Origin of the sequence: Roseomonas sp. AR75 (genome assembly GCF_005222815.1) — a bacterium.
In the GTDB taxonomy this organism is placed as follows: Bacteria; Pseudomonadota; Alphaproteobacteria; order Acetobacterales; family Acetobacteraceae; genus Falsiroseomonas.
In genome coordinates, this window is record NZ_STGB01000004.1 from 881,818 (window position 1) to 905,418 (window position 23,601).

At 68.8% G+C, this 23,601-nt stretch carries 24 protein-coding genes; 14 read left to right on the forward strand and 10 right to left on the reverse strand.

Features of this window, described 5'->3' with window-relative positions; genetic code table 11:
• Positions 1–3: 3 nt before the first annotated feature.
• From E4T13_RS18255 to E4T13_RS18295, 9 genes are all read right to left on the reverse strand, one after another.
• Positions 4–1,671: an alpha/beta fold hydrolase gene (locus tag E4T13_RS18255; protein WP_137179705.1), complete on the reverse strand. Its 1,668-nt coding sequence runs from the start codon at positions 1,669–1,671 to the stop codon at positions 4–6.
• A complete protein-coding gene (locus E4T13_RS18260) occupies positions 1,668–3,197 on the reverse strand; it encodes an FAD-binding oxidoreductase (protein ID WP_137179706.1) in 1,530 nt (509 codons plus the stop codon). The genes E4T13_RS18255 and E4T13_RS18260 overlap by 4 nt, the downstream gene beginning before the upstream one ends.
• Positions 3,194–4,093, reverse strand: a complete 900-nt coding sequence (locus E4T13_RS18265; protein WP_137179707.1) for an amidohydrolase family protein — start codon at positions 4,091–4,093, stop codon at positions 3,194–3,196. The genes E4T13_RS18260 and E4T13_RS18265 overlap by 4 nt, the downstream gene beginning before the upstream one ends.
• On the reverse strand, positions 4,090–5,076 hold the full coding sequence (locus E4T13_RS18270) for an ABC transporter ATP-binding protein (protein ID WP_137179708.1): 987 nt from the start codon (positions 5,074–5,076) through the stop codon (positions 4,090–4,092). The genes E4T13_RS18265 and E4T13_RS18270 overlap by 4 nt, the downstream gene beginning before the upstream one ends.
• A complete protein-coding gene (locus E4T13_RS18275; RefSeq protein ID WP_206030210.1) occupies positions 5,073–6,050 on the reverse strand; it encodes an ABC transporter ATP-binding protein in 978 nt (325 codons plus the stop codon). The genes E4T13_RS18270 and E4T13_RS18275 overlap by 4 nt, the downstream gene beginning before the upstream one ends.
• Positions 6,047–6,922, reverse strand: a complete 876-nt coding sequence (locus tag E4T13_RS18280; RefSeq protein ID WP_137179709.1) for an ABC transporter permease — start codon at positions 6,920–6,922, stop codon at positions 6,047–6,049. The genes E4T13_RS18275 and E4T13_RS18280 overlap by 4 nt, the downstream gene beginning before the upstream one ends.
• Positions 6,919–7,935, reverse strand: a complete 1,017-nt coding sequence (locus tag E4T13_RS18285) for an ABC transporter permease (protein WP_137179710.1) — start codon at positions 7,933–7,935, stop codon at positions 6,919–6,921. The genes E4T13_RS18280 and E4T13_RS18285 overlap by 4 nt, the downstream gene beginning before the upstream one ends.
• Positions 7,932–9,509: an ABC transporter substrate-binding protein gene (locus E4T13_RS18290; protein ID WP_137179711.1), complete on the reverse strand. Its 1,578-nt coding sequence runs from the start codon at positions 9,507–9,509 to the stop codon at positions 7,932–7,934. The genes E4T13_RS18285 and E4T13_RS18290 overlap by 4 nt, the downstream gene beginning before the upstream one ends.
• 71 nt (positions 9,510–9,580) lie before the next feature.
• On the reverse strand, positions 9,581–10,417 hold the full coding sequence (locus E4T13_RS18295) for a cupin domain-containing protein (RefSeq protein WP_170985066.1): 837 nt from the start codon (positions 10,415–10,417) through the stop codon (positions 9,581–9,583).
• A gap of 82 nt (positions 10,418–10,499) precedes the next feature.
• On the opposite strand from E4T13_RS18295, the gene E4T13_RS18300 reads away from it, so the two are divergent.
• The 4 genes from E4T13_RS18300 (at position 10,500) to E4T13_RS18315 (ending at position 14,878) form a co-directional block, all read left to right on the forward strand.
• A complete protein-coding gene (locus E4T13_RS18300; protein ID WP_170985067.1) occupies positions 10,500–12,041 on the forward strand; it encodes a class I adenylate-forming enzyme family protein in 1,542 nt (513 codons plus the stop codon).
• Positions 12,042–12,112: 71 nt separating this feature from the next.
• Positions 12,113–12,799 carry an isochorismatase family protein gene (locus tag E4T13_RS18305; RefSeq protein ID WP_137179714.1) on the forward strand — a complete coding sequence of 229 codons (687 nt, stop codon included), beginning with the start codon at positions 12,113–12,115 and terminating at the stop codon, positions 12,797–12,799.
• A 5-nt stretch (positions 12,800–12,804) separates the two neighbouring features.
• Entirely contained in the window at positions 12,805–14,211 is a 1,407-nt protein-coding gene (locus tag E4T13_RS18310) for a dihydroorotase family protein (protein ID WP_137179715.1), read from the forward strand.
• Positions 14,195–14,878, forward strand: coding sequence for a GntR family transcriptional regulator (locus E4T13_RS18315; protein WP_170985068.1), 684 nt, complete (start codon positions 14,195–14,197; stop codon positions 14,876–14,878). Before E4T13_RS18310 ends, E4T13_RS18315 begins: the two co-directional genes overlap by 17 nt.
• Before the next feature lie 24 nt (positions 14,879–14,902).
• Here the strand turns inward: E4T13_RS18315 and E4T13_RS18320 are convergent, their stop codons facing one another.
• The gene (locus tag E4T13_RS18320) at positions 14,903–15,790 is read right to left on the reverse strand and encodes an alpha/beta fold hydrolase (protein ID WP_137179717.1); all 888 of its coding nucleotides are present in this window, start codon (positions 15,788–15,790) and stop codon (positions 14,903–14,905) included.
• 160 nt (positions 15,791–15,950) lie between these two features.
• Here E4T13_RS18320 and E4T13_RS18325 point away from each other — a divergent pair, with 160 nt between their 5' ends.
• The 10 genes from E4T13_RS18325 to E4T13_RS18370 all read left to right on the forward strand — a co-directional run bounded on the left by E4T13_RS18325 (position 15,951) and on the right by E4T13_RS18370 (position 23,453).
• Entirely contained in the window at positions 15,951–16,391 is a 441-nt protein-coding gene (locus E4T13_RS18325; RefSeq protein ID WP_137179718.1) for an SUF system Fe-S cluster assembly regulator, read from the forward strand.
• Between the two features lie 14 nt (positions 16,392–16,405).
• Positions 16,406–17,905, forward strand: coding sequence for a Fe-S cluster assembly protein SufB (gene sufB / locus E4T13_RS18330; RefSeq protein ID WP_137179719.1), 1,500 nt, complete (start codon positions 16,406–16,408; stop codon positions 17,903–17,905).
• A 29-nt stretch (positions 17,906–17,934) separates the two neighbouring features.
• A complete protein-coding gene (gene sufC / locus E4T13_RS18335) occupies positions 17,935–18,681 on the forward strand; it encodes a Fe-S cluster assembly ATPase SufC (protein WP_137179720.1) in 747 nt (248 codons plus the stop codon).
• Entirely contained in the window at positions 18,678–19,973 is a 1,296-nt protein-coding gene (gene sufD, locus E4T13_RS18340) for a Fe-S cluster assembly protein SufD (protein ID WP_137179721.1), read from the forward strand. Before sufC ends, sufD begins: the two co-directional genes overlap by 4 nt.
• Positions 19,973–21,211 carry an aminotransferase class V-fold PLP-dependent enzyme gene (locus E4T13_RS18345; protein ID WP_137179722.1) on the forward strand — a complete coding sequence of 413 codons (1,239 nt, stop codon included), beginning with the start codon at positions 19,973–19,975 and terminating at the stop codon, positions 21,209–21,211. Before sufD ends, E4T13_RS18345 begins: the two co-directional genes overlap by 1 nt.
• Complete coding sequence (gene sufU, locus E4T13_RS18350; RefSeq protein WP_137179723.1) at positions 21,208–21,681, forward strand: Fe-S cluster assembly sulfur transfer protein SufU; 474 nt, start codon at positions 21,208–21,210, stop codon at positions 21,679–21,681. The genes E4T13_RS18345 and sufU overlap by 4 nt, the downstream gene beginning before the upstream one ends.
• A complete protein-coding gene (locus E4T13_RS18355) occupies positions 21,641–22,054 on the forward strand; it encodes an SUF system Fe-S cluster assembly protein (RefSeq protein WP_137179724.1) in 414 nt (137 codons plus the stop codon). Before sufU ends, E4T13_RS18355 begins: the two co-directional genes overlap by 41 nt.
• 17 nt (positions 22,055–22,071) lie before the next feature.
• The gene (locus E4T13_RS18360) at positions 22,072–22,443 is read left to right on the forward strand and encodes an iron-sulfur cluster assembly accessory protein (RefSeq protein WP_137179725.1); all 372 of its coding nucleotides are present in this window, start codon (positions 22,072–22,074) and stop codon (positions 22,441–22,443) included.
• A gap of 301 nt (positions 22,444–22,744) precedes the next feature.
• Positions 22,745–23,128, forward strand: a complete 384-nt coding sequence (locus E4T13_RS18365) for a hypothetical protein (protein WP_137179726.1) — start codon at positions 22,745–22,747, stop codon at positions 23,126–23,128.
• Between the two features lie 40 nt (positions 23,129–23,168).
• Complete coding sequence (locus E4T13_RS18370; RefSeq protein WP_137179727.1) at positions 23,169–23,453, forward strand: hypothetical protein; 285 nt, start codon at positions 23,169–23,171, stop codon at positions 23,451–23,453.
• Positions 23,454–23,601: the final 148 nt, after the last annotated feature.

Here is a 23,601-nt window from a genome sequence, read left to right on the forward strand (position 1 = left end):
GCGTCACGCCAGCGCGGCGCGGATGGCGGCGGCGCGGTCGGCGACCGCCTCGCCGTAGCGCAGCGGCGTCACCTCCGGCCGCATCGCAGCGGCAAGGTCGAGGCATTCGCCAAACAGGTCGGCCTCCGCGGCGATCAGCGCAACGCGATGCGGCAGCTGCGCCAGGCGCTCCGGCAGCGGCCACGCGATGGCGGCCTGCCAGGCGGGGCCGAAGCTGGCGGGGTTCTTAGCCACCTCGCGGATCTCCTCCTGCAGGCGTTCCGGCTCCAGGCGCGGCTCCGCCTTGCGGGCGCAGGCAAGGGTGCGGTCGAACCAGGGAAACCACAAGCCCATGTCGCGGCGCATGTGCCACATGCGCAGCAGATGCGTTCCGTCCCAGGCGGGCAGCACATCCGGCGCCCAGCGCGGCGCCCATTCGGCGCGCTGGCGTGCGTGCAGGGCGATGGGACCGTCCAGGATCACCGACAGCGCGCGGTCCGGCCGCGCCGCTGCCGCGGCCACAACGGTGGCAGCGCCGGCATTGTGGCCGAGCAGATGTGCCTGGCCGACGCCGAGCGCATCGCAGACGGCCCAGAGCGTCTCCGCCCAGGCTTCGGGCGATTGGGCGCCGTCGGGCAACGGGTCGCTCTCGCCATGGCCGGGCGGATCGAAGGCGACCACGGGGATGTCGGCGCCGAGTGCCACGATCAGCGTTTCGTATCGCGCGGAGGAACCGGGGACATGCGGCGCGATCACCAGCGGCGGCGCGGCGCGCACATCGCCCATCACGCGCACCAGCACCTGCGCGCCGTCGATGTCCAGGTAGTTGGTCGTGCTGCGGCCGGCGATGGGTGTCGCCGGCGGCGCGGGCGGCACGCTGCCGCGCGCGGGATGGCGCAGCAGGATGGCGCGTTCGGCCGCGGCCGCGGCGAGCGGGTCGCGCGGCATCTCCGCCTGCCAAGCCTCGGGCGGATACTGCGCCATGGTGCGGTGCTGGCTGTCGCCCGGCCGGTTGCCGAAGCAGACCGGCACCGTCAGCTCCGGCAGCATGGCGAGACCGGCATGGCGGAAGGCGGCGCTGTAGCCGATGCGATAGCCGTCGCCCGCTTCCAGAAGCTCCACCACGCCGCGATGGTTGAACTCCGCATCGGGCGCGTCGGTGTCGGCGCGGAAGGCCAGGGTCTGGTTGTGCCAGGGCCAGAAGACATGCTGGTCGCGGTAGCGGTACCAGAGCCAGACGAGATGCGTGCCATCCCATTGCGGCACGATCGGCAGAAGGTAGCGCTTCAGCCGCTCCTCGGCGGCCTTGGCGGTGAACACCGGGAAGCCGTCGGTCAATGCCATGGAGCAGCGCGCGGCATGACGGCGCGCGAATTCCACGGCGATGGAAGCGCCGGTGTGGCGGCCATAGGTCGCGGTCTGCCCGACGCCGAGTTCCGTGAGAGCCTCCGCCAGCGCATCGGCGAAATCCTCGATCTCCGGCTGTTCCAGCGGCAGCAGGTCCGACAGGCCGAAGCCGGGCGTGTCGAAAGCGAGCGCGCAGAAGCTGCCCGCAAGAACCTCCTGCGGCTGGCGCAGCACCTTGGCCGAGCAGGGCGAGGCATGCAGCAGGCAGACCGCCGGGCCGTCGCCGGCGCGCGTGTAGTGGACGCGGCGCGTGCCAATGGTGAGGAAATGCCTGGTGACCCTCATGGCTCGCCTCCAAGGCCCAGCGCGCCTGGATTCATCCGGCCGCCGGGATCTAGCATCGTCTTCACGCGGCGCAGCAGGTCAGCGGCGCCCGCATCCATGCGCGGCAGCAGCGCGTAGTGGCGGCCGATCTGTGCATGCACCGCGCCATGCGCATCGAGAACGGCGCACAGCGTCATGCGCGCGGCGCGTACGGCATCGCGTGCTTTCAGATTGGGAGTGCCGCCACCGAAGCGTGCGCGATTCTTCTCCGACAGGTGGCGCAGATGGATCGGGTCCAGCGCATCCCGCCAATAGAACATCGGCTCGATCGTCACATAGGCGCCGAGTGAGGAGATGATGTGGCTGAGGCTGATGCCGTGGCGCTGCAGATCCGGTGTCATCGCCTGCTGCGCGCGCTCCAGCGCGGCGAGGCAGTCGCGCGCGGCGCTGAGCGGCAGCATGCCGTGGACGGGGACCCAGCGCTCGCCATCGGGGCCGACGAAGCCGCGGATCGAATAGGGGCGGGCGCGCAGCGCGCGCGGGATCGCCGCCTCCACCTCCCGCCCGCCGGCCTGCTTGGCGATGCCGCGCGCGGCGGCGATGCCGGCCTCCGCGGCGGCGCTGGTCACGCCCTCGGCCGTGAGGTGAAGCGTCCAGGCGGGCTCGGCGATGGCGACGCGCGCGAGGCCGGCGACATCGCGCACGGCCTGCAGGACGGACCCGGCCTTGCTCGCGACCGCGGCGGCGCTGCGCAACGCCTCGCCGGCCTCTACCTTCGTCGCGCTGCGTCCGCGCACAGGGTCCATCGCCAGCGCACGCGCCACCAGGCCGCGCTGCTGGATCGCGACGAGCGCGGAGATCATCGCGTCGCCGCCTTCGAAGGCGAAGGAGGCGAAGGCAGCGTCGCGTTCCGGGACCAGGCGCAGAGCAATCTCGGTCTTGACGCCGAAGGCACCGCAATCGCCGAGGAACAGGCCCGTGAGATCGGGACCCATGTGGCGCCAGAATGGCGGTGCATCCGTCAGAGCCAGCGCGCCGGTGCGCACGACCTCGCCATCGGCCAGCACGGCGGCGAGGCCGAGGATGCCGTCCATGCTGCCGGGGATGTTCTGGGACGCGACGCCGCCGACGGTGCTGACCGCGCCCGAGATCGGCGAGGTCTGGGCGCAGCGCATGCCGTGCGGCGCCAGCGCATCCAGCAGCGCCTGCCAGGTGACACCGGCGCCGACGACGGCGGTGAGGTTGCCGGCGTCGATGCTGATCGCGTCGAGCCGGGTGGTGTCCACCGCGATGGTCGGCGCATGCGGCACGACGCCGGCGGTATAGGACATCCCCGCGCCGCGCGGCACGACTGCGCTGCCCTCCGCCGCGATCACCCGCAGTGCGGCGGTGGCTTCGGCGGTATTGCCGGGACGGATGACGAGATCCGGCGGCACCGCGCCGGGCCAGTCGAACAGGTCGGCGCCGGCCAGCGCGCGGCTTGCCGCATCGGTCGCGACATGGGCCGCACCGAGCAGCGCCGCGAGCCGGCCGGCCAGGTCGCTCATGCCGGCTTGTCGGCCAGGTTGAAGATGCGGATCGCGTTGTTGCGCAAAATCTTCTTCAGCGGCTCGGGGCGGAAGTTCAGCTCCATCATCTCGTCCATCGCGCGCTCCGGGTCGATCACCGACCAGTCCGTGCCGAACAGGAATTTGTCCTGGCCGTAGGTGTTGGCGTAGTGCACCGCCTGCGGCGGCCAGTGCTTCGGCGCATAGGCATCGCCGGCCATGTAGACATTCGGATGCTTGGTGCAGCAGGAGATCATCTCGTCCGTCCAGGGATAGCCGAGATGGATGCCGATGATGGTCAGTTCCGGAAAATGGATCGCCACCTTGTCCAGCGTCATCGGCCGGCCGACGGTCGGCAGGCGGCGGTCCTGCTGGTACACGAGGCAGTGGCCGACCTGCATCATGATGGGCACGCCAAGCTCCGCGCATCGCGCGTAATAGGGATAGTAGATGGCGGAATCCGGCGCCTCGCTGAACCAGTGCGGATAGAGATGGCCGCCGACGAAGCCGTACTGCTTGATGGCGACGTCCAGCTCCTTCAGCCCCTTGATGCCGCGTGTGGGGTCGATGCCGGCGAGGCCCGAGAAGCGGTCGGGATACTTCGCGCAGATGTCGCGCACCCACTCATAGGGGATCTCGACGGAGCCCTTCACGCGCAAGTCGCCGCAGCGCACGGCAATCAGGAAGGACCGCTCGATGCCGGCGCGATCCATCTTGCGCAGATAGTCCTCGATGGAGACGCCGCGGCGGTCCTCCTGCTTCGTGCGCACCTGCTCGCGGAAGCGGCTGTCGGTGGGGATGCGGCCTTCGGCGAAGGCTTCCGGCGTGAAGACGTTCACGACGATGTCGATGGTGCCGTAGCCGGTGCGGGTGGCCTTGGGGTCGAAGGCGGTCATGGCGTTCCCTCGGGTTGGGCGAGCAGGTTGCTGCCATCGGCGATGCGCAGGCAGGCGGCGTGATGGCCCGGCTCGACAGCGAGCATTGCGGGCGTGGCCTGCGTGCAGGCGGGCAGGGCAATCGGGCAGCGGCCGGCGAAGAAGCAGCCGGGCGGAAGGCGGAGGGGCGAGGGGATCTCGCCCACGACCTCATGCCGTGCGAGCGGCACGGCGGGATCGGGCGGCAGATGCGCGGAGAGCAGCGTCTGCGTGTAGGGATGCGCGGGACTGGCGAAGAGCTGCGCCGCGGCCGCCTGCTCCGCGATGCGGCCGAGATACAGAACGATCACGCGATGCGAGACCAGGCGCACCGTCTCCAGGTCGTGGCTGATGAACAGCATGGCGATGCCGGTCTCGCGCTGCAGCTCGTCGAGCAATTGCAGGATGCCGGCGCGGACCGAGAGGTCGAGCGAGGAGGTCGGCTCGTCCAGCACCACCAGTTTCGGCCGGTTGGCGATGGCGCGCGCGATGGAGACACGCTGGAGCTGGCCACCGGAAAGCTCGTGCGGATAGCGCGCCAGTGCAGCCTCCGGCAGGCGCACGCGATCCGCCAGGCGGCGCGCCTCGGCAGTGCGTTCGGCGGCATTCTGTCTCGCGTGCAGCAGCAGCGGCTCCTCCAGCAGGCGGCCGATGGTCATGCGCGGGTTCAGCGCGCCCCACGGGTCCTGGAAGACGATCTGCAGCCTCGCGCGCAACGGCCGCAGCGTGGCGGCGGAGGCGCGGGTAATGTCCTCGCCATCGAAGGCGATGCTGCCGCCGGTCGGCGACAGCAGGCGGGTGACGAGCAGGCCGATGGTGGACTTGCCCGAGCCCGATTCGCCGACCAGCCCCAGCGTCTCGCCCGGCGCGATGTCGAAGGATACGTCGTTCACCGCATGCACGGCGCCGTTCGTCGCGGGGAAGCGGTGCACCAGGTTGCGCACGGAGAGGACGGGCGCGGTCATGCCGCCTCGCCCGCGAAGTGGCAGGCGGCGCCGTGGGCCGGGCCGATCTCGCGCCGCGGCGGCGCGACCAGGCAGGCGGGCGCGGCGCGCAGGCAGCGGTCGCGATACAGGCAGCCTTCGGGCAGGTTGTAGAGATCGGGCGGCGTGCCGCCGGTGACCGTCCAGCCGAGCTGCGCGATCCGGCCGGGCGTGCTGGCGATCAGCGCCTGGGTGTAGGGATGCGCGGGGCGGGCGAAGACCTCCCGCACCGGACCGTCCTCCACGATGCGACCGGCGAACATCACCGCGACGCGCTGGCAGTAATGCGCGACGACGCCAAGATCATGCGTGATGACCAGCGCGCCGAGGCCGCGTTCGCGCACCAGGTCGCGCAACGTGTCCAGGACCTGCGCCTGCACCGTCACGTCGAGGCCCGTGGTCGGTTCATCGGCGATGACGAGCGCGGGGTCGTTCACCAGCGCCATGGCGATCAGCACGCGCTGCGCCATGCCGCCGGAGAGTTCATGCGGCCAGGCCTGCATGCGGCGTTTCGGGTCGGGGATGCGCACCGCCGCGAGCATCGCCTCGGCCTTGGCGCGCGCCTCCGCGCGGCTGGCCGAGCCGTGCACGCGCTGCATGCGGATGAGCTGGTCGCCGATGCGCTTCAGCGGATCGAGCGAGGTCAGCGGCGACTGCACGATCATCGTCATCCGCCGGCCACGGATGCGCGCCATCGCACTGTCCGGCAGGCCGATCAGCGGGCGGCCCTCGAAGCGGATGGCACCGCGGGGGATGCGGGCCGGCGGGCGCAGCAGGCCCATGGCGGCGAGCGCGGTCAGCGATTTGCCGGCGCCGGTCTCGCCGACCAGGCCCAGCACCTCCCCGGCTTCGACCTTGAAGGAGACGCCATTGAGCGCGGAGGCCACGCGCACGCGGTTGTCGAGCCCGCGCGCGGCGAACTCCACATGCAGGTCGTCCACCTCCAGCAACGTCACTTGCCGCTCGCGCGCCGCTTCGGGTCGAGCAGGTCGGAAAGCCCGTCGCCCGCCAGGTTCAGGCCCAGCACCATGCCGATCAGTGCCAGCCCGGGGAACAGCGCGACCCACCACTCGCCGGAGATCACGTATTCCGCGCCCTGGCGGATCATTGCGCCCCATTCCGGCGCCGGCGCCTGCACGCCGATGCCGATGAAGGCGAGGGTGGCGGAGATGCGCACGGCCCAGGCCATGCGCAGCGGCAATTGCGCCGTCGCGCCCAGGATCACGTTGGGCAGGATGTGCACCAGCAGCACGCGCCATTCCGGATTGCCCGCCGCGACGGCGGCGCGGACGAAGGTGGCGTTGCGCAGCGCCAGCACCTCCGCCCGCACGATGCGGGCAAAGATCGGGCTGTCCAGGAAGCCGATCACAAGGATCACGTTCAGGAATCCTGGCCCCATGGCGGCGACCACGGCCATGGCCAGGATGATGGTGGGGAAGGCGCGCAGCACATCCAGCACGCGCAGCAGCACTTCGTCGAGCCAGCCGCCCTTCCACCCCGCGAGCAGGCCGAGCGGGATGCCGACCACCACCATGATGATGCCCGCCGGCACGGCAATGCCGAAGGCGTAGCGCGCGCCGTAGATGGTGCGGGAGAGCACGTCCATGCCATTGCCATCCGTACCCAGGATGAACTGGCCGGTGCCGGGCGGCTTCAGCGTCTCGTAGGGAAAGGAGAGGGTCGGCGGCAGCGGCGCAAGCAGATCGGCGAAGGCGGCAAGTGCGGCGTAGAAGAGCAGGATCGCGAAGCCGATCGCGAAGGTGGGGCTGCGGCGCAGCACGCCCACGACGCGATCCATGGCCGATGGCGCGGGCAGCGTCACGCTCATCCGCGGGCCTGCGCCCGCGGCTCCAGCAGCAGCACCGCGAGGTCGACGAGGATGAAGACCAGGACGGATGCGATGGCGAGCGTCAGGACATAGCCCTGCACAGCCGCGAAGTCGCCGAGCAGGATGGCGTTCAGACCCCAATGGCCAAGGCCGCCCCAGGCGAAGACGAATTCGATCAGGCTGGCGGCGGCGAGCAGCGAGGTGAACTCCGCGCCGATGAAGGTCAGCACCGGCACCAGCGCGGCGCGCATGGCGATGCGCCGGATCACGCGCGGCGGGAAGCCGCAGGCGCGCGCATAGCGGATGTAGTCGGAGCCCATCACCTCGATGGCGATGGCGCGGGTCTGCTTGATGATGGGCGCGGTGGCGACCAGGGTGAAGCAGCCCACCGGCAGGACGAGCTGCGACGCGGCCGACCAGGCGGCTTCCCAGTTGCGGGCGAGCAGGCTGTCGATGAGCACGGAGCCCGTCACCGGGTCCGGCGGCGTCACCATCATGGAGATGCGACCCATCGGCGCCGGCGCCCAGCCAAGCAGGAAGAAGAAGACGAAGATCGCCATCAGCCCGAGCCAGTAGGTCGGCAGCGAGAAGCCGAACAGCGAGCCGAAGCGGGAGAATTGGTCGAACCAGCCATTCGGCCGCTGCGCCGCATGCAGGCCGATCGGCACGCCGATCAGCGTGCCGAGCCCGACGGCAAGCGTGACGAGTTCCAGGGTGGCCGGCAGGTGCTCCGCGATCTCATGCGTGACCGCGGCATTGCCCTGCCAGGACATGCCGAGGTCGCCCTGGGCGGCGCGCTGGATATAGGCCCAGAACTGCGTCAGCAGAGGCTGGTCGAGCATCAGCTCAGCCCGGATGCGGTCGAGCATCGGCGCATCCGCCATCGGACCCGCCAGCATGGCGACCGGATCCTGGTCGCCGACGCGGATCAGCATGAAGGCTACGAAGAGGATGCCGAGCGCGACCGGGATGGCGACCAGCAGGCGCCTGGCGAGGAATCGTGCGACCGTCACCGCCGGCAGGACAGGTTCTTCCAGACCAGTCGATTGTGCGGCAGCCAGAGATAGCCCTCCATGCAGGCGGTGAAGACCTCGTGCGTCCCAGGCAGGAAGGTCTCGATGAAGGTTGCGCTTTCCGCCTGGCTGCGCTGCGCCTGCGCCACGATCTCGCGCCAGCGGGCGTCGTCGCGCTCGCCGACGGAGGCGTCAATCAGCCGATCCAGCTCCTCGTTGTTGTTGCCGTTCACGTTGGAGCCGCCGCGCGAATGCGCGGTGAGGAACATGTTGTAGGAGGGGTCCGGCACGAAGGAGGAGGTGAGGTGCGTCATGAAAGGCAGTGACCAGACGCGCACCGCGCGCCGCGCTGTCATCTCCGTGGCCGGAATGCGCTTCGGCGTGACGCGGATGCCGGCGCGGGCGAGGCTCGCCTGCATCTGCAGCACCAGCGGCTCCTCCCACCACCAGTTGGTGCTGTACTCGAGCGTGACGTCGATGCCATCGGGGTGTCCGGCCTCGCGCAGCAATTGGCGCGCGCGGTCGTAGTCGGTCTCATACAGGTAGGAATCGACGGCGCCGGGGATTGGCGGGTTCAGGACGGAGCGGCTGCGCGTGCCGAGGCCGAGGAACACCGCCTCCCCGATCGCCTTGTAGTCGGTTGCATAAGCCACCGCCTGACGGACGCGCACATCGTCGAAGGGCGGCGTGCGCGGGTTCATGCGCACCGTCGCGCTGCCCGGAGAGGCGGTGCTTTCCACGCGCACGTTGCGGTCGCGGCGGAGGTCTGCGATCTGCTGGAGCGGAATCTGCTCGGCGTATTGCACCTGGCCGGTGCGCACCAGGGCAACGCGCGTTGCGGCGGAGGGCACCTGGCGCCATACGACGCGCGTGAAGTGCGGCCGGCCGAGCTGGTAGCCCTGGTTGAAGACGAACACGGCCTGCTGGCCGGCCTGCACGCTCTCCGCGTGATACGGGCCGAAGCCCGCGGTGTTGGCGGCGAGCCAGCGCGCGGCGAAGGGGTCATCCGCCGTCGCGTGCTTGCGCGCTTCCGTGCTGTCGAACAGCGCGGGGATGTGCAGCGTCATGACGCTGAGGAAGATGCGGTTCGCCTGCGTCAGGCGGAAGCGGACCTCATATTTCGAGACCGCCTCCACGCTGTCGATCAGGGCAACGTTGCGGATGAAGAGCCCGGTGCGGCGCTGCGCGTTCGACTTCTCGAAGGTCCAGACCACGTCGGCCGAGGTCAGCTCGTTGCCGAAGGGGCTCAGCATGCCCGGGCGGATGCGGAAGAGGTATTCCTTGCCGTCCTCGGAGACGGTCCAGGATTCCGCCAGATGCGGCTCGATGCGGCCGGGATCGACCTCCAGCCTGCCATCGGCGGCACGGCGCGTGGCGAAGCGCGTGAGCCCCTCATAGACGTTGACCGAACTCTCGATCTGGCCGGGAACCCAGATGTCGGGATCGAAGCCGCGCGGCGTGGTCACCATGGCCATGACCATGGTGCGGTCCTGCGCGGCGGCGCCTCCGGCACCGAGGCCGAGCGCCCCGGCCAGGACGGCGGTGGCCAACAGCAACCGGCGTGGGATGGTCATGGGCTCCTCCTGGACGCGATGCCGTACAGGGAGGCTAGCGTTCAACTTGCATCCCAGTCAACGCGCAGTGTTCAGCAGCGCGGCGGCCGCGGCCAGGGGCGCGCCATCAACGGCGCGAGGTCCGCAGGCAGGATGGGCTTGTGCGCAGGCGTCCAGGTGAAGGGCTGGTCCGGATCCTCCCACTCCGTCGTCTGCGGTCCGCCGACGGAACGGAAGATCAGCAGCGTGCCGGTCCAGGATCCGTACGGCGCGTGCTTGAACATCGGCGGACGCCAGCAATAGGCGCCGGCCTGCATCACGCCAAGCTCGCCGGCCAGTTCGCCGGAGAGCAGGAAGAACTCCTGCACTACCGGATGGCGCTCGCTGCGCTCGCCCTGGCGGAAGGGCATTGTGGCTGTCAGGTAGGTGATCTCGCCCGTGTCGGGGTCCTTGCGGAGCGTGCGCATGCGCGCGGTCGCCTGCATGGATTGCAGGCCCATGGAGGCAAAGTCGCCGTCCCAGATGTTGTCCGCCGCGGCGATGCGGCGCACCAGGCGCCGCGCGTCATAGCCGGTTCCGGCATCGGCCTGCGCGACCGGCGTGGCGGAGAAGAAAGTCAGCACGGTCGCGCCCTGCCTGGATGCGAAGCTGCTGCGTGGCATGGCGCGCGGCAGATGCGCATAGGTGTGTTCGCCATAGGCGACGCCATCCACCGCGATGTCGCCGTCGAGGACCCAGAATTCCTCATCGGCCTGGAGGCACTCGGCGCCGCGCGCATAGCCGGCCGGGTATCGGATGATGCAGGTGAGCGCACCGGTCGCCTCGTCGCGCGAGAGGACCTTCGCCTCCGTGCCCGGACGTGCCGGGATGACGTCGCGCTGCCAGGGCAAGGCCTGGGCCTGGATCCATTCGATGTGCGGGCGTGCCATGGACCGCATCGCATCCTTCGCGCGCGACGGAGTCAAGCGGCGCGGATTGACAGCGCCCCAGCGCGGCCGTGAACCTCGCCGCATGCCCGACTTCCTCCGCCGCGGCGCCGCGCGCCACATGCTGATCTCCGACGGGATCCGCGCCTCAGCCGGACGCACGCCCGACAAGGTGGCGATCCGCGAGAGCGGGCGCGAGCTGACCTATGCGCGGCTGGCGGCGCGCATCGCGCGCGTCGCCAACCTGGTGCATGCGGGGCTCGGGCTGCGGCATGGCGAACGCGCGGCGGTGTTCAGCGCGAATTGCCTGGAATACATGGAGATCGTCTGCGGCATGGCGGAAGCAGGCGTGGCTGCCGCAACCATCGGGCCGGCCGCCTCCGGCCCGGAAATCCGCTTCATCTGCGAAGACAGCGGCGCGCGGGTGATGTTCGTCTCCGCCGCGCTGGAGCAGGCCGCGCGCGCCGCGGCGCCGCCGACGGTCACGCGCTTCGTGGTGATCGGCAAGGACTACGAGGACCTTCTGGCGCAGGCGGCGGAGACGCCCTGCCCGGTGGAGGTGACCGAGCACGACATCTTCTCCGTGCCCTATACCTCCGGCGCGACGGGGCGGCCGAAGGGCGTGCAGCTTGCGCATCGCGGCCGGGTGCTCTCGGCCTTCGCGATGGCGGCGGAACATCGCTGCTACACCAACACCGACAGCGCCGTGGCGACGACGCCGATGTTCCACGGCGCCGGCTTCCTGATGGCGCTGACGCCGATCTGGTTCGGTGGCCAGGTGGAGATCCTGCCGCGCTTCGACATCGAGTCGCTGATGGCCACCATCGCGCGCAACGGCGCGACCAGCGCCTACATCGTGCCGGCGCATTTCGCCGCGCTGTTCGCCTTGCCGGAGGCGAAGCGCGCGCAATGGGACATGCGATCGATGAAGGCCGCGATCTCCGGCACGGCGCCGCTGCCGCAATCGGTGAAGGAGCGGATCGTCGGCTATTTCGGCGCGGGCAAGCTGTTCGAGCGCTACGGCACGACGGAGACCTCCATCGCCACCTCCCTCGCGCCGCGCGACCAGCTTCGCAAGATCGCCTGTGTCGGCCTGCCCTATCCGGCGACGCAGGTGCGAGTCTGCGATGCGGAGGGCAAGGAGGTTGCGCGCGGCGAAGTGGGCGAACTGTGGGTTTCCTCGCCCTTCCTGTTCTCCGGCTATCTGAACCTGCCGGAGGCGACGGCCGCCGGCACGCGCGGCGACTGGTTCGTGACCGGCGACCTCGCCCGGCAGGATGAGGAAGGCTACGTCTACCTGGTCGATCGCAAGAACGACATGATCATCTCCGGCGGCGAGAACATCTATCCGCGCGAGGTGGAGGAAGTGATCCTGGCGCATCCCGCGGTGGCCGAATGCGGGGTGGCGGGCGCACCGCATCCTTATTGGGGCGAGGCTGTCACCGCCTTCGTGGTACTGCGCCCCGGCATGAGCGCGACGTCGGAGGAACTGACGGGGCGCTGCCGGGATGCGCTGTCGCGCTACAAGGTGCCGAAGGAGATCCGCTTCGTGCCGTCCCTGCCGCGCAACAGCATGGGCAAGGTGCTGCGTCGGGAGCTGAAGGCGCAGCTTGCCGCCCAGGGCTGACGCTGGGATACATCTTGTGTGCGAAGCGGCGCGGCTGCTAGCTTTCCGCTGGCAGCCCGCGGAGCCTGTGCATGAAGCCCTGGGACGGAATCATCCCCGAGGACGAGCAGCGCGCCTACAACGCCGCTGGCTTCGGCCGTGCCTCCGGCCTCGGGCGGCGTCCCGCGCTGCTGATCATCGATGTCCAGTACCGCACGGTCGGCACACGCCCGATGCCCTTCTGGGAGGCGATCAAGGAATTCCCGACCTCCTGCGGCGAATGGGGCTGGCAGGCCGTGGCGCGGATCGAGAAGCTGCTGACGCTGTTCCGCGCGCGGGGCTGGCCGGTGCTGTATCCGCATGTGTCGCCGAAGGAGAGCTTCGACCAGGGCCGCCTGGCGGAGAAGGTGCCGGCGCTGATGACGGTAGCGCGCAACGGCTATGACTTCGTCGAGGAGGTGAAGCCGCGTGGGCCGGACATCCTGCTGCCGAAGAAGCACCCCAGCGCGTTCTTCGGAACACCGCTGGCCAGCTACCTGATCGACCTCGGCGCCGACACGCTGGTGGTCACGGGCTGCACCACCAGCGGCTGCGTGCGCGGCTCCGTCGTGGACGGCTTCGCCTACAACTTCAAGGTCGTCGTGCCGCATGACGCGGTGTACGACCGCAGCCGCGTCTCCCATGCCGTGAACCTGTTCGACATGGCGTCGAAGTATGCGGATGTGATGACCACCGAGGAATGCATCGCTGCGCTGCAGACGGCGCGCGCGGCGGCGTGACGCGCATGGCCTTCGACCTGCTGCTCCGCGGCGGGCAGGTGGTGCTGCCCGGTAGCGATGCGCCGAATGCTTGCGACATCGCCGTTTCCGCCGGTCGGATCGCGGCGCTGCTCGCCCCTGGCGCGCAGGCCGAAGCGACGGAAACCGTGGCGCTCCGCGGGCTTGTGGTGCTGCCCGGCGCGATCGACGCGCATCTGCACCTCGGCCACGGGAAGGACATCTCCCGCCCGCGCGCGACGCAGGACGCCGAACAGGAAAGCGGCGCGGCGGCGGCCGGCGGCATCACCTGCTTCATTCCCTATCTGATGGCGACCGAGCCCTTCGCGGAGATCCTGGACGGCGTCATCGGAGTGACCGAAGCCGGGTCGCGCATCGATTTTAGCTACCACCCCATCGTGTCCACCGAGGCGCAGCTTGCCGAAGTGCCGATGCTGGCGCGGGAGAAGGGCGCACCGAGCTTCAAGATCTTCATGAATAACCGCGGCGGCGAGGGGAAGCGGCTCGGCCTGCCGGACATCGATGACGGCTTCCTGCTGCGGCTGTGCGAAGCCGCGGCGGCGCATGGTGGCATGGTCTGCCCGCATCCCGAGACGATCGAACTCGCCTGGGTGCTGCGCGAGCGTGTGATGCGGGCCGATCCGGATGGGAAGGGTGGGCTCGCCGCGTGGAATGCCACGCGGCCGCCCTTCGTGGAGGCAGATGCGGTGCAGCGCGCCTGCTACGTGGCGCATGTCGCGGGCGCGCCGCTCTACGTCGTGCATTGCTCATCGGACGAGGCGCTGCAGGCCGCGCTGCGGCACCGCGCCGCCGGCGCCCGCGTGTTCATCGAGACCTGCCCGCATTACCTGACGCATGACACCGGCTGGGGCGGCGGCGTCACCGGCAAGATCAACCCGCCGCTGCGTGAACCCGCGGACCGGGAAGCGTTGTGGCGCGGCTTGTTGGATGGCAGCGTGGACACGGTCGCGACGGACCATGTGCATCGCGACGCCGCCTCGAAGGAGGGCGGCATCTGGAACGCCTCGCCCGGCTGCCCAGGCATGGAGACCATGCTGCCGGTGCTGCTGAGCGAGGGACATGCAAAGCGCGGGCTGAGCCTGGCACGCATCGCCGCGCTGACTGCCACCAATCCGGCGCGGATCATGGGCCTTTGCCATGCGAAGGGCCGGATCGCGCCCGGGCTGGATGCGGATTTCGCGATCGTGGATCCGCAGGCGCGCTGGACCATGACGCGGGAGGGCGTGATCTCCTCGGCAGGCTATTCGATCTACGAAGGCTGGGAACTCACCGGGCGTGTGTTGCACACGCTGGTGCGCGGGCGCTTCGCATTGCGCGAGGGCGCGCTGCAGGACGATGCCGTCGGCACCGGACGCTATGTACCGCGCAGGCTGGACCATGGCGCGCGCGCCTAAGGTCGCCGGCAATCTGCGGGAGCAGGCGTTGGCGACGATCCGGCAGCGCATCCTGGACCTGCAGTATCCGCCCGGCAGCCTGCTGTCGGAGAACCAGCTGGCCGAGGAATTGGGCATCAGCCGCACGCCGATCCGCGAAGCGCTGCGGGAACTCGCGGCGGGTGGGCTGCTGCGCATACTCCCGCAGCGCGGCATCGTCGTGGCCGAGCCTTCGGTGCAGGACATCGTGGAGGTCTATCAGCTGCGCGAGCAGCTCGAATGCTTCGCGGCGCGCCAGGCGGCGGAGCGGCTGACGCCCGCCGACGCCCAGGCCTTCGTCGACGACCACGCCGAGGCGGTCGCGCATCTGCGGGCCGGGCGGCGCCGCCAGGCCTATGACGCTTCCATCCGGCTGCACGGGCGCATCATCGCGCTCGCGCGCAACGGACGGCTGACCCAGTTCATGAACCAGCTTGCCGACCAGGTGCACCGCTTCGGCCTGATGACATTGCGCCACGGCCGCGCCGAGCAGGCGCTGCAGGAGCATGGCGCCATCATCGAGGCGATCCTCGCCCGCGACGGTGCGCGGGCCGAGGCGCTGATGCGCGAGCATCTGCGGGCCGACCGTGACATGGCGCTGCGCATCACCCTGCCCACGGGCTTCACCGCGGCCGAGACGGCGGCCTGAGCGGCCGCCGGCCCGAAGGCGGCGCTATTTCTCCTTCGCCGCAATGATGCCGCCAGCCAGGCTGGCGGGGATGCGGTTGCGCCAGGCGCCGCCATCCACCTGCGTCACGAAGTCCAGAACCGCGCGGTTGAAGGCGTCCGGGTCTTCCAGATTCATCGTATGCCCGCATTTCGGCATGACCAGCAGCGCACTGCTTGGGATCGTGCGCTTAAGGTAGATGCTGGCCTCCAGCGTCGGATCGTCCTCGTCCCCGGCGATGATGAAGGTGGGCACGGTCATCCGTGCGAAGCCGTCCTTCAGATCGAACAGGTTCGGGCGGCGGCGCTGCACGCCATTCATCGTCAGCGCGGAGCCTTCCGTGCTGTGCTCGCAGAGCTGCTGCACGAATTCGGCGTAGCCGCGCGGATCCTTCTCCTCGAAGACCAGGCGCGTCGGGCCGCGGCCATAGGTCTTGCCGAACACGGCCATCGTCTCCGACCGGATGCGGGCGATGGCGGCGTCGGTCTCGGCATGGAACTGGGCGGTCTTGCCGGGCGCGGCGCCGTAGCCGACGCCGGCAGCGACGAGGCTGCGGCAAAGGTCGGGGTGGCGCAGGCCCATATGCAGCGTCGCGAAGCCGCCCATCGACAGCCCGACCACATGGGTCTTGCCGAGGTTCAGGCCCCTGATCACCGCGGCGATGTCGTCGGTGGCGCGATCCTGGCTGTATTTCTCGGGGTCCGAAGGCACGTCGGATGGCGGGTAGCCGCGGGCGGCGAAGGCGATGCAGCGATAACGCCGGGCGAAGAAGCGCAGCTGCATCTCCCAGCTGCGGTGGTCGCCGGCATATTCGTGCACGAACACCATCGGGATGCCGGTGCCGGCTTCCTCGTAGTGGAGGTTCACCCCGTCATCGGTGCGGACCGTCGGCATGTTCTTCCCCGTCCTGTGGCCGCCGGCACCATGGCGGGGCCGTGACGAGGCGGCAAGAAGGCCCGCGGACAATCCGGGCGGTCCTTGACGTTCCGGAAGCCAGGACGCATCTAGCAATCCGGACCAATCAGGTCCGCTTTAACAAGCCGGGAGGGTCCGCGTGCTGCGGGTCTCGAAGCTGACGGATTACGCGGTGGTGGTGCTGAGCCGGCTGGAGGCGGAGGGCGGTGTGCAGACCGCCCCGGGTCTTTCGGCGGGAACCGGCATTGCGGAGCCGACCGTTGCCAAAGTGCTGAAGATGCTGTCGCAGGCCGGATTGGTAGAGGGCCAGCGCGGTCCGCGCGGTGGTTATCGCCTGCTGCGGCCACTGGCCGAACTGCCGCTCTCCGAAGTGATCGTGGCCGTTGACGGGCCGATCGCGCTGACCGCCTGCGTCGATGGCGGCTTCGGCCTGTGCGAGGCCGAGAGGATCTGCCCGGTGCGCGGCCGCTGGGATCCGGTGAACGCCGCGATCCGCGATGCGCTGTCCGGGATCAAGGTCGCCGAGATCGCCGCCCCGAAGCCGTTCTTCGAGCCGTTGCCCGCAGCGGCCGCCGAATAGGAAACGGAACACCAATGCCAGCCGTCACCGAGACACTCGAGACCGTCCAGTCCGTCACCGACTCCGGCTACAAGTGGGGGTTCGAGACGGACATCGAGATGGAGTTCGCCCCGAAGGGGCTGAACGAGGACATCGTCCGCTTCATCAGCGCGAAGAAGAACGAACCCGCCTGGCTGCTGGAATGGCGGCTGAAGGCGTTCGCGATGTGGCAGAAGATGAAGGAGCCGACCTGGGCGGCGGTGAAGTATCCGCCGATCGACTACCAGGACGCGTACTACTATGCCGCGCCCGTGCAGAAGGTGAAGCCGAAGTCGCTGGACGAGGTGGATCCCGAGCTGCTGCGCACCTATGCAAAGCTCGGCATCCCGCTTAAGGAGCAGGCGATCCTGGCGGGCGTGGAGGGCGCGGGGGACAGCCCGTCCGATTCCGGCCGCATGCCCGTTGCCGTGGATGCGGTGTTCGACAGCGTCTCCGTTGCGACGTCCTACAAGGAGCGGCTGGCGAAGGAAGGCATCATCTTCTGCTCGATCAGCGAGGCGGTGCAGGACCACCCCGAGCTGGTGAAGCAGTATCTCGGCTCCGTCGTGCCGCAGGGCGACAATTTCTATGCGGCGCTGAACAGCGCGGTCTTTACGGATGGCAGCTTCGTCTACATCCCGAAGGGCGTGCGCTGCCCGATGGAACTGTCCACCTATTTCCGCATCAATGCGAAGAGCACCGGCCAGTTCGAGCGAACGCTGATCATCGCCGACGAGCGCAGCCATGTCAGCTACCTGGAAGGCTGCACGGCGCCGATGCGCGACGAGAACCAGCTGCATGCCGCGGTGGTGGAACTGGTGGCGCTGGACGATGCGACGATCAAGTACAGCACGGTGCAGAACTGGTATCCGGGCGACAGCGAGGGCCGCGGCGGCATCTACAACTTCGTGACCAAGCGCGGCGCCTGCCGCGGGGCGCGTTCGAAGATCTCGTGGACGCAGGTGGAGACGGGTTCCGCCATCACCTGGAAGTATCCCTCCTGCATCCTGCAGGGCGACGACAGCGTGGGCGAGTTCTACTCGGTGGCCATCACCAACAACCACCAGCAGGCCGATACCGGCACGAAGATGTTCCATATCGGGAAGAACACGCGCAGCACGATCGTCTCGAAGGGCATCAGCGCCGGCCAGGGACAGAACACCTACCGGGGCCTGGTGAAGATCAGCCCGAAGGCGCATGGCGCGCGCAACTTCACGCAGTGCGACAGCCTGCTGATCGGCGACAAGTGCGGCGCGCACACGGTGCCCTATATCGAGAACCGCTGCATGACCGCGAAGGTGGAGCATGAGGCGACCACCAGCCGCATCGCCGAGGACCAGCTCTTCTACTGCCGCCAGCGCGGCCTCAACGAGGAGGAGGCGGTCGGCATGATCGTCAACGGCTTCGCGCGGGAAGTGCTGAAGGAGCTGCCGATGGAATTCGCGGTGGAAGCGCAGAAGCTGCTGGCCATCAGCCTCGAAGGCTCGGTGGGCTGACGGACAGGCGCGAGGACGACGGAAGAACAATGCTGAAGATCGAGAACCTGCACGCCACCGTTGACGGCAAGCAGATCCTGAACGGGCTGACGCTGGAGATCCCCTCCGGCGAGGTCCACGCCATCATGGGCCCCAACGGCTCGGGCAAATCCACGCTGAGCTACGTGCTCGCCGGCCGCGAGGGCTATGAGGTGACGGAGGGCTCCGTGAGCTTGAACGGCGTGGACCTTCTGGCGATGGAGCCGGAGGAGCGGGCTGTCGCCGGCATGTTCCTGGCCTTCCAGGCGCCGGTGGAACTGCCGGGCGTCGGCAATGCCAACTTCCTGCGCACCGCGCTCAATGCCATCCGCCGCGCGCGCGGCGAGGCGGAGATCGACGCGATGCAGTTCCTCAAGCTGGCGCGCGCCCGCATGAAGGAGCTGCACATGCCGGAGGAGATGCTGAAGCGACCGGTGAATGTCGGCTTCTCCGGCGGCGAGAAGAAGCGGAACGAGATGCTGCAGCTCGCGCTGCTCGCGCCGAGATTCGCGGTGTTGGACGAGACGGATTCCGGCCTCGACATCGATGCGCTGAAGCTGGTGTCCGATACGGTGAACAGCCTGCGCGGGCCTGATTTCTCGGCGCTGGTGATTACGCACTACCAGCGGCTGCTGAACCACATCGTGCCGGATCGCGTGCATGTCCTTTCGGCCGGGCGGATCATCAAGAGCGGCGGCCCGGAACTGGCGCAGGAGCTGGAGGCCGCAGGCTATGCGGGCGTCCAGGCGGCGGCATGACGGCGGTGTCGGGCACGGGCGCGGCCGCTTTCCTCGCTCGCTACGAAGGGCTTCGTACGCGCCTGCCCGGCGCGCGCGTGGCATGGGTGGAGGCGTTGCGGGACAAGGCCGCTGACGCCTTCCGCGCGAAAGGGTTCCCGACGCGCCGGACGGAGGCGTGGAAATACACGGATCTTGCCGCGGTCGCCGGCGCTGCCTTCGGGGAGCCGCTGACCAGCGTGGACGATTCGCCGGCGTTGCCGCCAGCGACACATCCGCGCGCGGTGTTCGTGGACGGCCGCTTCCGTCCCGACCTCTCGACGCTGGACGGCGTGGCCGCGCAGGTTGAGAGCCTGGGCGCGGCGCTGCCAAGGCTGGAAGGGCGCATCGGCGCGCTCGCGCGGCCGGAGAACGAGCCGCTCGCCGCGCTGAACACCATGCTGTTCGAGGACGGGCTGGTGGTGGAGGTCGCCGCAGGCGCCGCGGCCGGCACGCTGGAGATCCTGTCGCTCGCCGCCGAGAGCGAGCGCGCCCCAGCCTTCCATCCGCGCCACCTGGTGCGGCTCGGCGCCGGCGCGACGCTGACCATCATCGAGACCGCGACCGGCCCCGCCGCGGCGCGCTACCTGCACAACCCGGTCTTCGAGATCGAGGTGGCGGAGGGCGCCCGCCTGGCGCATGGGCGGCTGCAGCAGGAAGGCCACGAAGGCATCTTTCTGTCCACCGTCTATGCGCATGTCGCGGCGGGCGGAGTGTATGACAACTTCACGCTGAACGCCGGCGCGAAGCTGGCACGCAACGAGATCCATGTCGCGCTCACCGGCCCGAAGGCGGAAGCGCACATGAACGGCGTGCAGATGGCCGGCGACGGCCAGCACGTGGACACGACCACGTCGCTCGATCACGCCGCGCCGGATTGCAGCAGCCGCCAGACCTACAAGACCGTGCTGGCCGGCCGTTCGCGCGGCGTGTTCCAGGGCAAGATCCATGTCCACCAGGTCGCGCAGAAGACCGACGGCTACCAGATGAACCAGGCGCTGCTGCTGAGCCCGGATGCGGAGATCGACAGCAAGCCGCAGCTCGAGATCTACGCCGACGACGTGAAGTGCAGCCACGGCGCGACGGTGGGCGAGCTGGATGCAGACCATCTGTTCTTCCTGCGCAGCCGCGGCATCCCCGAGGCGCAGGCGAAGGCGATGCTGGTGGAGGCGTTCCTGACGGAAGCCGTGGAGGCCGTGGCGGACGAGCCGATCCGCACGGCGCTGGAACAGGGCGTCGCCGGCTGGTGGCAGCGCCAGGGCGTGGCTGCGTGATGGACGGGCACCTTCCCGCGCTCGATCTGCGCCGGATCCGGCACGACTTCCCGATCCTGTCGGAGACGGTGCGCGGCAAGCCCTTCACCTTCCTCGACAGCGGCGCCTCGGCGCAGAAGCCTCGGCAGGTGATCGGCGCGATGGTGCGGATGATGGAAACGGCCTACGCCAACGTCCATCGCGGCGCCTATCACATGAGCGAGGTGGCGACGGAAGCCTATGAGGCCGCGCGCGGCGCGGTGGCGCGCTTCCTCAACGCCGACGACGTGCGTGAGATCGTCTTCACCAAGTCCAGCACGGAGGCGATCAACCTCGTTGCACACAGCTACGGCCGCGGTGTGCTGAAGCCGGGCCAGGCGGTGGTGATCAGCGAGATGGAGCACCACGCCAATATCGTGCCCTGGCAGATGGCGCGCGATGCTCATGGCATAGAGCTGCGCGTCTGCCGCATCACCGATGCGGGCGAACTCGACATGCAGGACCTTGCGGCAAAGCTGGCCGACGGGAAGGTCGGGCTGGTCGCGGTGACGCACATGTCGAACGTGCTCGGCACCGTCACGCCGGCCGAGCGCATCGCCCGCATGGCGCATGAGGCGGGCGCGAAAGTGCTGTTCGACGGCAGCCAGGCCGCGGTGCATCGGCGCGTGGACGTGCAGGCGCTGGACGCGGATTTCTACGTCTTCACCGGACACAAGCTGTACGGCCCGACGGGCATCGGCGTGCTCTACGCCAAGGCCGCATTGCTCGAAGCCATGCCGCCCTTCCTCGGCGGTGGCGACATGATTTCCGAAGTGACCTTCGAGCGCTCCGTCTGGGCGCCGATCCCGGCGAAATTCGAGGCCGGCACGCCGCCGATCGTGGAGGCCATCGGCCTGCACGCCGCGATCGACTACGTGCAGTCCATCGGCATGGCGGCGATCGAGGCGCATGAGCGCGCGCTGGTGGACCGCGCGATGGCGAAGCTGCCGCATGTGGAGGGGCTGACGCTGCTCGGCCGCGCGCAGGATCGCGGCGGCGTCTTCGCCTTCGCGCTCGACACCGCGCATGCGCATGACATCGCGACGCTTCTCGATCGCGCCGGCATCGCAGTGCGCTCCGGCCGCCACTGCGCCGAGCCGCTGCATGAGCGCTTCGGCGTGGAGAGCACCTGCCGCGCGTCCTTCGGGCTGTACACGACGCCGGAGGAGGTGGACCTGCTGGCGGAAGCCTTGCGCCAGGCGCGGGAGTTCTTTCAGTGACCGACCTCTTCGGCGATCTGCGCGACCTGTACCAGGAAGTAATCCTGGATCACGGCCGCAAGCCGCGGAACTTCAGGCGGCTGGGCGACGCGACCCTGACGGCGCGTGGCGACAACCCGATGTGCGGCGACCGGATGGAGTTGTTCCTCAAGACGGCCCCGGACGGTCACATCGAAGATGCGGCCTTCCAGGGTCGCGGCTGCGCCATCTCGATGGCCTCGGCCTCACTGATGACGGAGACCGTGAAAGGCAAGACGCCGGCGCAGGCGAAGCAGATGGGCGAAGCCTTCCGCGAGCTTGCAATGACGGGCACCTGCCCGCATTGCGGCGCCGACATCGCCGATGACGTGGAGCGGCTGACGCCGCTCTCCGGCGTGCATGAATTTCCGAGCCGGGTGAAATGCGCCACGCTCGCATGGCACACGCTGAATGCCGCATTGGACGGCGCGAAGGAGGCAAGCAGTGAGTGAGACTCCGACTGCCCCGCCCGAGCCGGTACATGGCACCTGGACGCCGGAAGGCGCCACGGAGCCGCCGGTGCGTGTCAGCGAGGACGGCGTCATTGCGGTGATCAAGACGGTCTTCGACCCTGAGATCCCCGTCGACATCTACGAGCTTGGCCTGATCTATGCGGTCGAGATCGGCGACGATGGCCATGTGAAGGTGGAGATGACGCTCACCACGCCATCCTGCCCCTCGGCGCAGGAGTTGCCGAGCCAGGTGGAGGAGGCGGTCCGCGCCGTTCCCGGCGTGACCGATGTCACGGTCGAAGTCGTCTGGGATCCCCCCTGGGACCAGAGCAGGATGAGCGAGGATGCTCGCCTCGCCCTCAACATGTACTGATTGCGGGAGCGAATGCGATGAGCACGACCGCCGAGCCGCCTGTCCGCCCCAAGCGTGCGCTGCCGCCGCTGATGCAGCTGTCCGATGTCGCAGCGGAGCGGCTGCGCAGCCTGTACGAGAAGGGCGAGCAGGGCAGGCTGCTGCGCATCAGCGTGAAGACGAAGGGCTGCTCTGGCCTGTCCTATGACCTTTCCTGGGTGGACGCGGCAGGGCCGGGCGACGAGACGGTGACGGACAAGGGTGTGACGGTGCTGGTGGACCGCAAGGCCACGCTGTTCCTGATCGGCACGGTGATGGATTACGAGGTGAAGCAGATGTCCGCCGGCTTCACCTTCACCAACCCGAACGAGAAGGGCCGCTGCGGCTGCGGCGAGAGCTTCCACGTCTGACACGAAGGCCCGTTGTCCGATCTGGCATATGTCAGCATTATCTGGCATACCCCTGCACTGTAACGACCCACTATAGATGAAGGGGCGAGCCTATTCGTCGCCGCGACGAAGTTTGCATAGGCTCGCCTAAAATCACCAGCAGGGACACCGGCCCCATAGCCGAGTGATGTCTCCGTATTGGGGTTCGTCAATGCTGTGAGGTTCGCAAAATCTATACTTGGCCTCGCCGCTTAGTCGAGAATCTCTTGCCCCTCCCTTTCGGTCCCGGTTTCATCCTCTCGGACGAAACCTGACGGACCCCATGCCCCCAGCAGACCGCCATTCCGAGGAACTGCCCACCGATGCCGAGGCGGCGGTCCGGCTCCTGGGCCGGGCAGCACGCGCCTACCGCGTCCGGCTGTTCGGGTTCGATATCCCTGTCCTCTTCACCGAGGGCTGGGCGGACTACCTGCTGACGGAGCCGGACATCCTCGCCGACGTGTCCGGGGACATGGCCGAGGAGGTGCTCGACGACGGCATCTTCAACGGGTTCGACCTGACGCCCGAGGCGCCCATCCTGGTGGCGGCGTCCTACCCCGAGCGGCTGGTGTGGGAGGTCGCATCGGCGCGCCGTCGACGCGACGGCAACATCCAGCTTCACTACTGCCGATACCTCTCTGCCATGCGTTCGGCGGCGTTAGGATGAGGAGAATACGCCTCCAGCAAAGCGAACGGAAAACAGCGTCATGATGGTCGTCCATCCTCCGGTCTCGGAAGTCCACATTTACAACATCCTCAACGAGGAGGGTGTCGATATCGAGAGTGAGGGGGGGATCACGAGGGCCAAGGAGATCTTGGATTCGCTGGACACGGATCGGATCCTCGCGGTCGGCAGGGATGCCAACGAGAACACGAAGGGGCTGATCGCGTTCGTGTTCATGCCCGACTTGCCGATCGGCGCCTCCATGCGCGCCGAGATAGTGCGTCAGCTGAGTGAGTCCGGCCACCTGCCCTCTGCGCCCCGGCCGTGAGGGGCTGGACGCACGATGACGCGGGGCGCGACCCCAAATAGCGGCTACGTGGACTTTATCCTGCGCCGCTAGGCACCGGAATCGTCTCTCGATCCGTCCGCTCGCTTTCGATAGGGCTTGCCGAAGCGCGACTGGTCGTCGATGGGAT

Coding starts and splice junctions, on each gene's coding strand:
- E4T13_RS18255 (WP_137179705.1), bottom strand. CDS start 1,671: ATGAGGGTCACCAGGCATTTCCTCACCATTGGCACGCGCCGCGTCCAC.
- E4T13_RS18260 (WP_137179706.1), bottom strand. CDS start 3,197: ATGAGCGACCTGGCCGGCCGGCTCGCGGCGCTGCTCGGTGCGGCCCAT.
- E4T13_RS18265 (WP_137179707.1), bottom strand. CDS start 4,093: ATGACCGCCTTCGACCCCAAGGCCACCCGCACCGGCTACGGCACCATC.
- E4T13_RS18270 (WP_137179708.1), bottom strand. CDS start 5,076: ATGACCGCGCCCGTCCTCTCCGTGCGCAACCTGGTGCACCGCTTCCCC.
- E4T13_RS18280 (WP_137179709.1), bottom strand. CDS start 6,922: ATGAGCGTGACGCTGCCCGCGCCATCGGCCATGGATCGCGTCGTGGGC.
- E4T13_RS18290 (WP_137179711.1), bottom strand. CDS start 9,509: ATGACCATCCCACGCCGGTTGCTGTTGGCCACCGCCGTCCTGGCCGGG.
- E4T13_RS18295 (WP_170985066.1), bottom strand. CDS start 10,417: ATGGCACGCCCGCACATCGAATGGATCCAGGCCCAGGCCTTGCCCTGG.
- E4T13_RS18300 (WP_170985067.1), top strand. CDS start 10,500: ATGCCCGACTTCCTCCGCCGCGGCGCCGCGCGCCACATGCTGATCTCC.
- E4T13_RS18305 (WP_137179714.1), top strand. CDS start 12,113: ATGAAGCCCTGGGACGGAATCATCCCCGAGGACGAGCAGCGCGCCTAC.
- E4T13_RS18310 (WP_137179715.1), top strand. CDS start 12,805: ATGGCCTTCGACCTGCTGCTCCGCGGCGGGCAGGTGGTGCTGCCCGGT.
- E4T13_RS18315 (WP_170985068.1), top strand. CDS start 14,195: ATGGCGCGCGCGCCTAAGGTCGCCGGCAATCTGCGGGAGCAGGCGTTG.
- E4T13_RS18320 (WP_137179717.1), bottom strand. CDS start 15,790: ATGCCGACGGTCCGCACCGATGACGGGGTGAACCTCCACTACGAGGAA.
- sufB (WP_137179719.1), top strand. CDS start 16,406: ATGCCAGCCGTCACCGAGACACTCGAGACCGTCCAGTCCGTCACCGAC.
- sufC (WP_137179720.1), top strand. CDS start 17,935: ATGCTGAAGATCGAGAACCTGCACGCCACCGTTGACGGCAAGCAGATC.
- sufD (WP_137179721.1), top strand. CDS start 18,678: ATGACGGCGGTGTCGGGCACGGGCGCGGCCGCTTTCCTCGCTCGCTAC.
- E4T13_RS18345 (WP_137179722.1), top strand. CDS start 19,973: ATGGACGGGCACCTTCCCGCGCTCGATCTGCGCCGGATCCGGCACGAC.
- E4T13_RS18355 (WP_137179724.1), top strand. CDS start 21,641: ATGCCGCATTGGACGGCGCGAAGGAGGCAAGCAGTGAGTGAGACTCCG.
- E4T13_RS18360 (WP_137179725.1), top strand. CDS start 22,072: ATGAGCACGACCGCCGAGCCGCCTGTCCGCCCCAAGCGTGCGCTGCCG.
- E4T13_RS18365 (WP_137179726.1), top strand. CDS start 22,745: ATGCCCCCAGCAGACCGCCATTCCGAGGAACTGCCCACCGATGCCGAG.
- E4T13_RS18370 (WP_137179727.1), top strand. CDS start 23,169: ATGATGGTCGTCCATCCTCCGGTCTCGGAAGTCCACATTTACAACATC.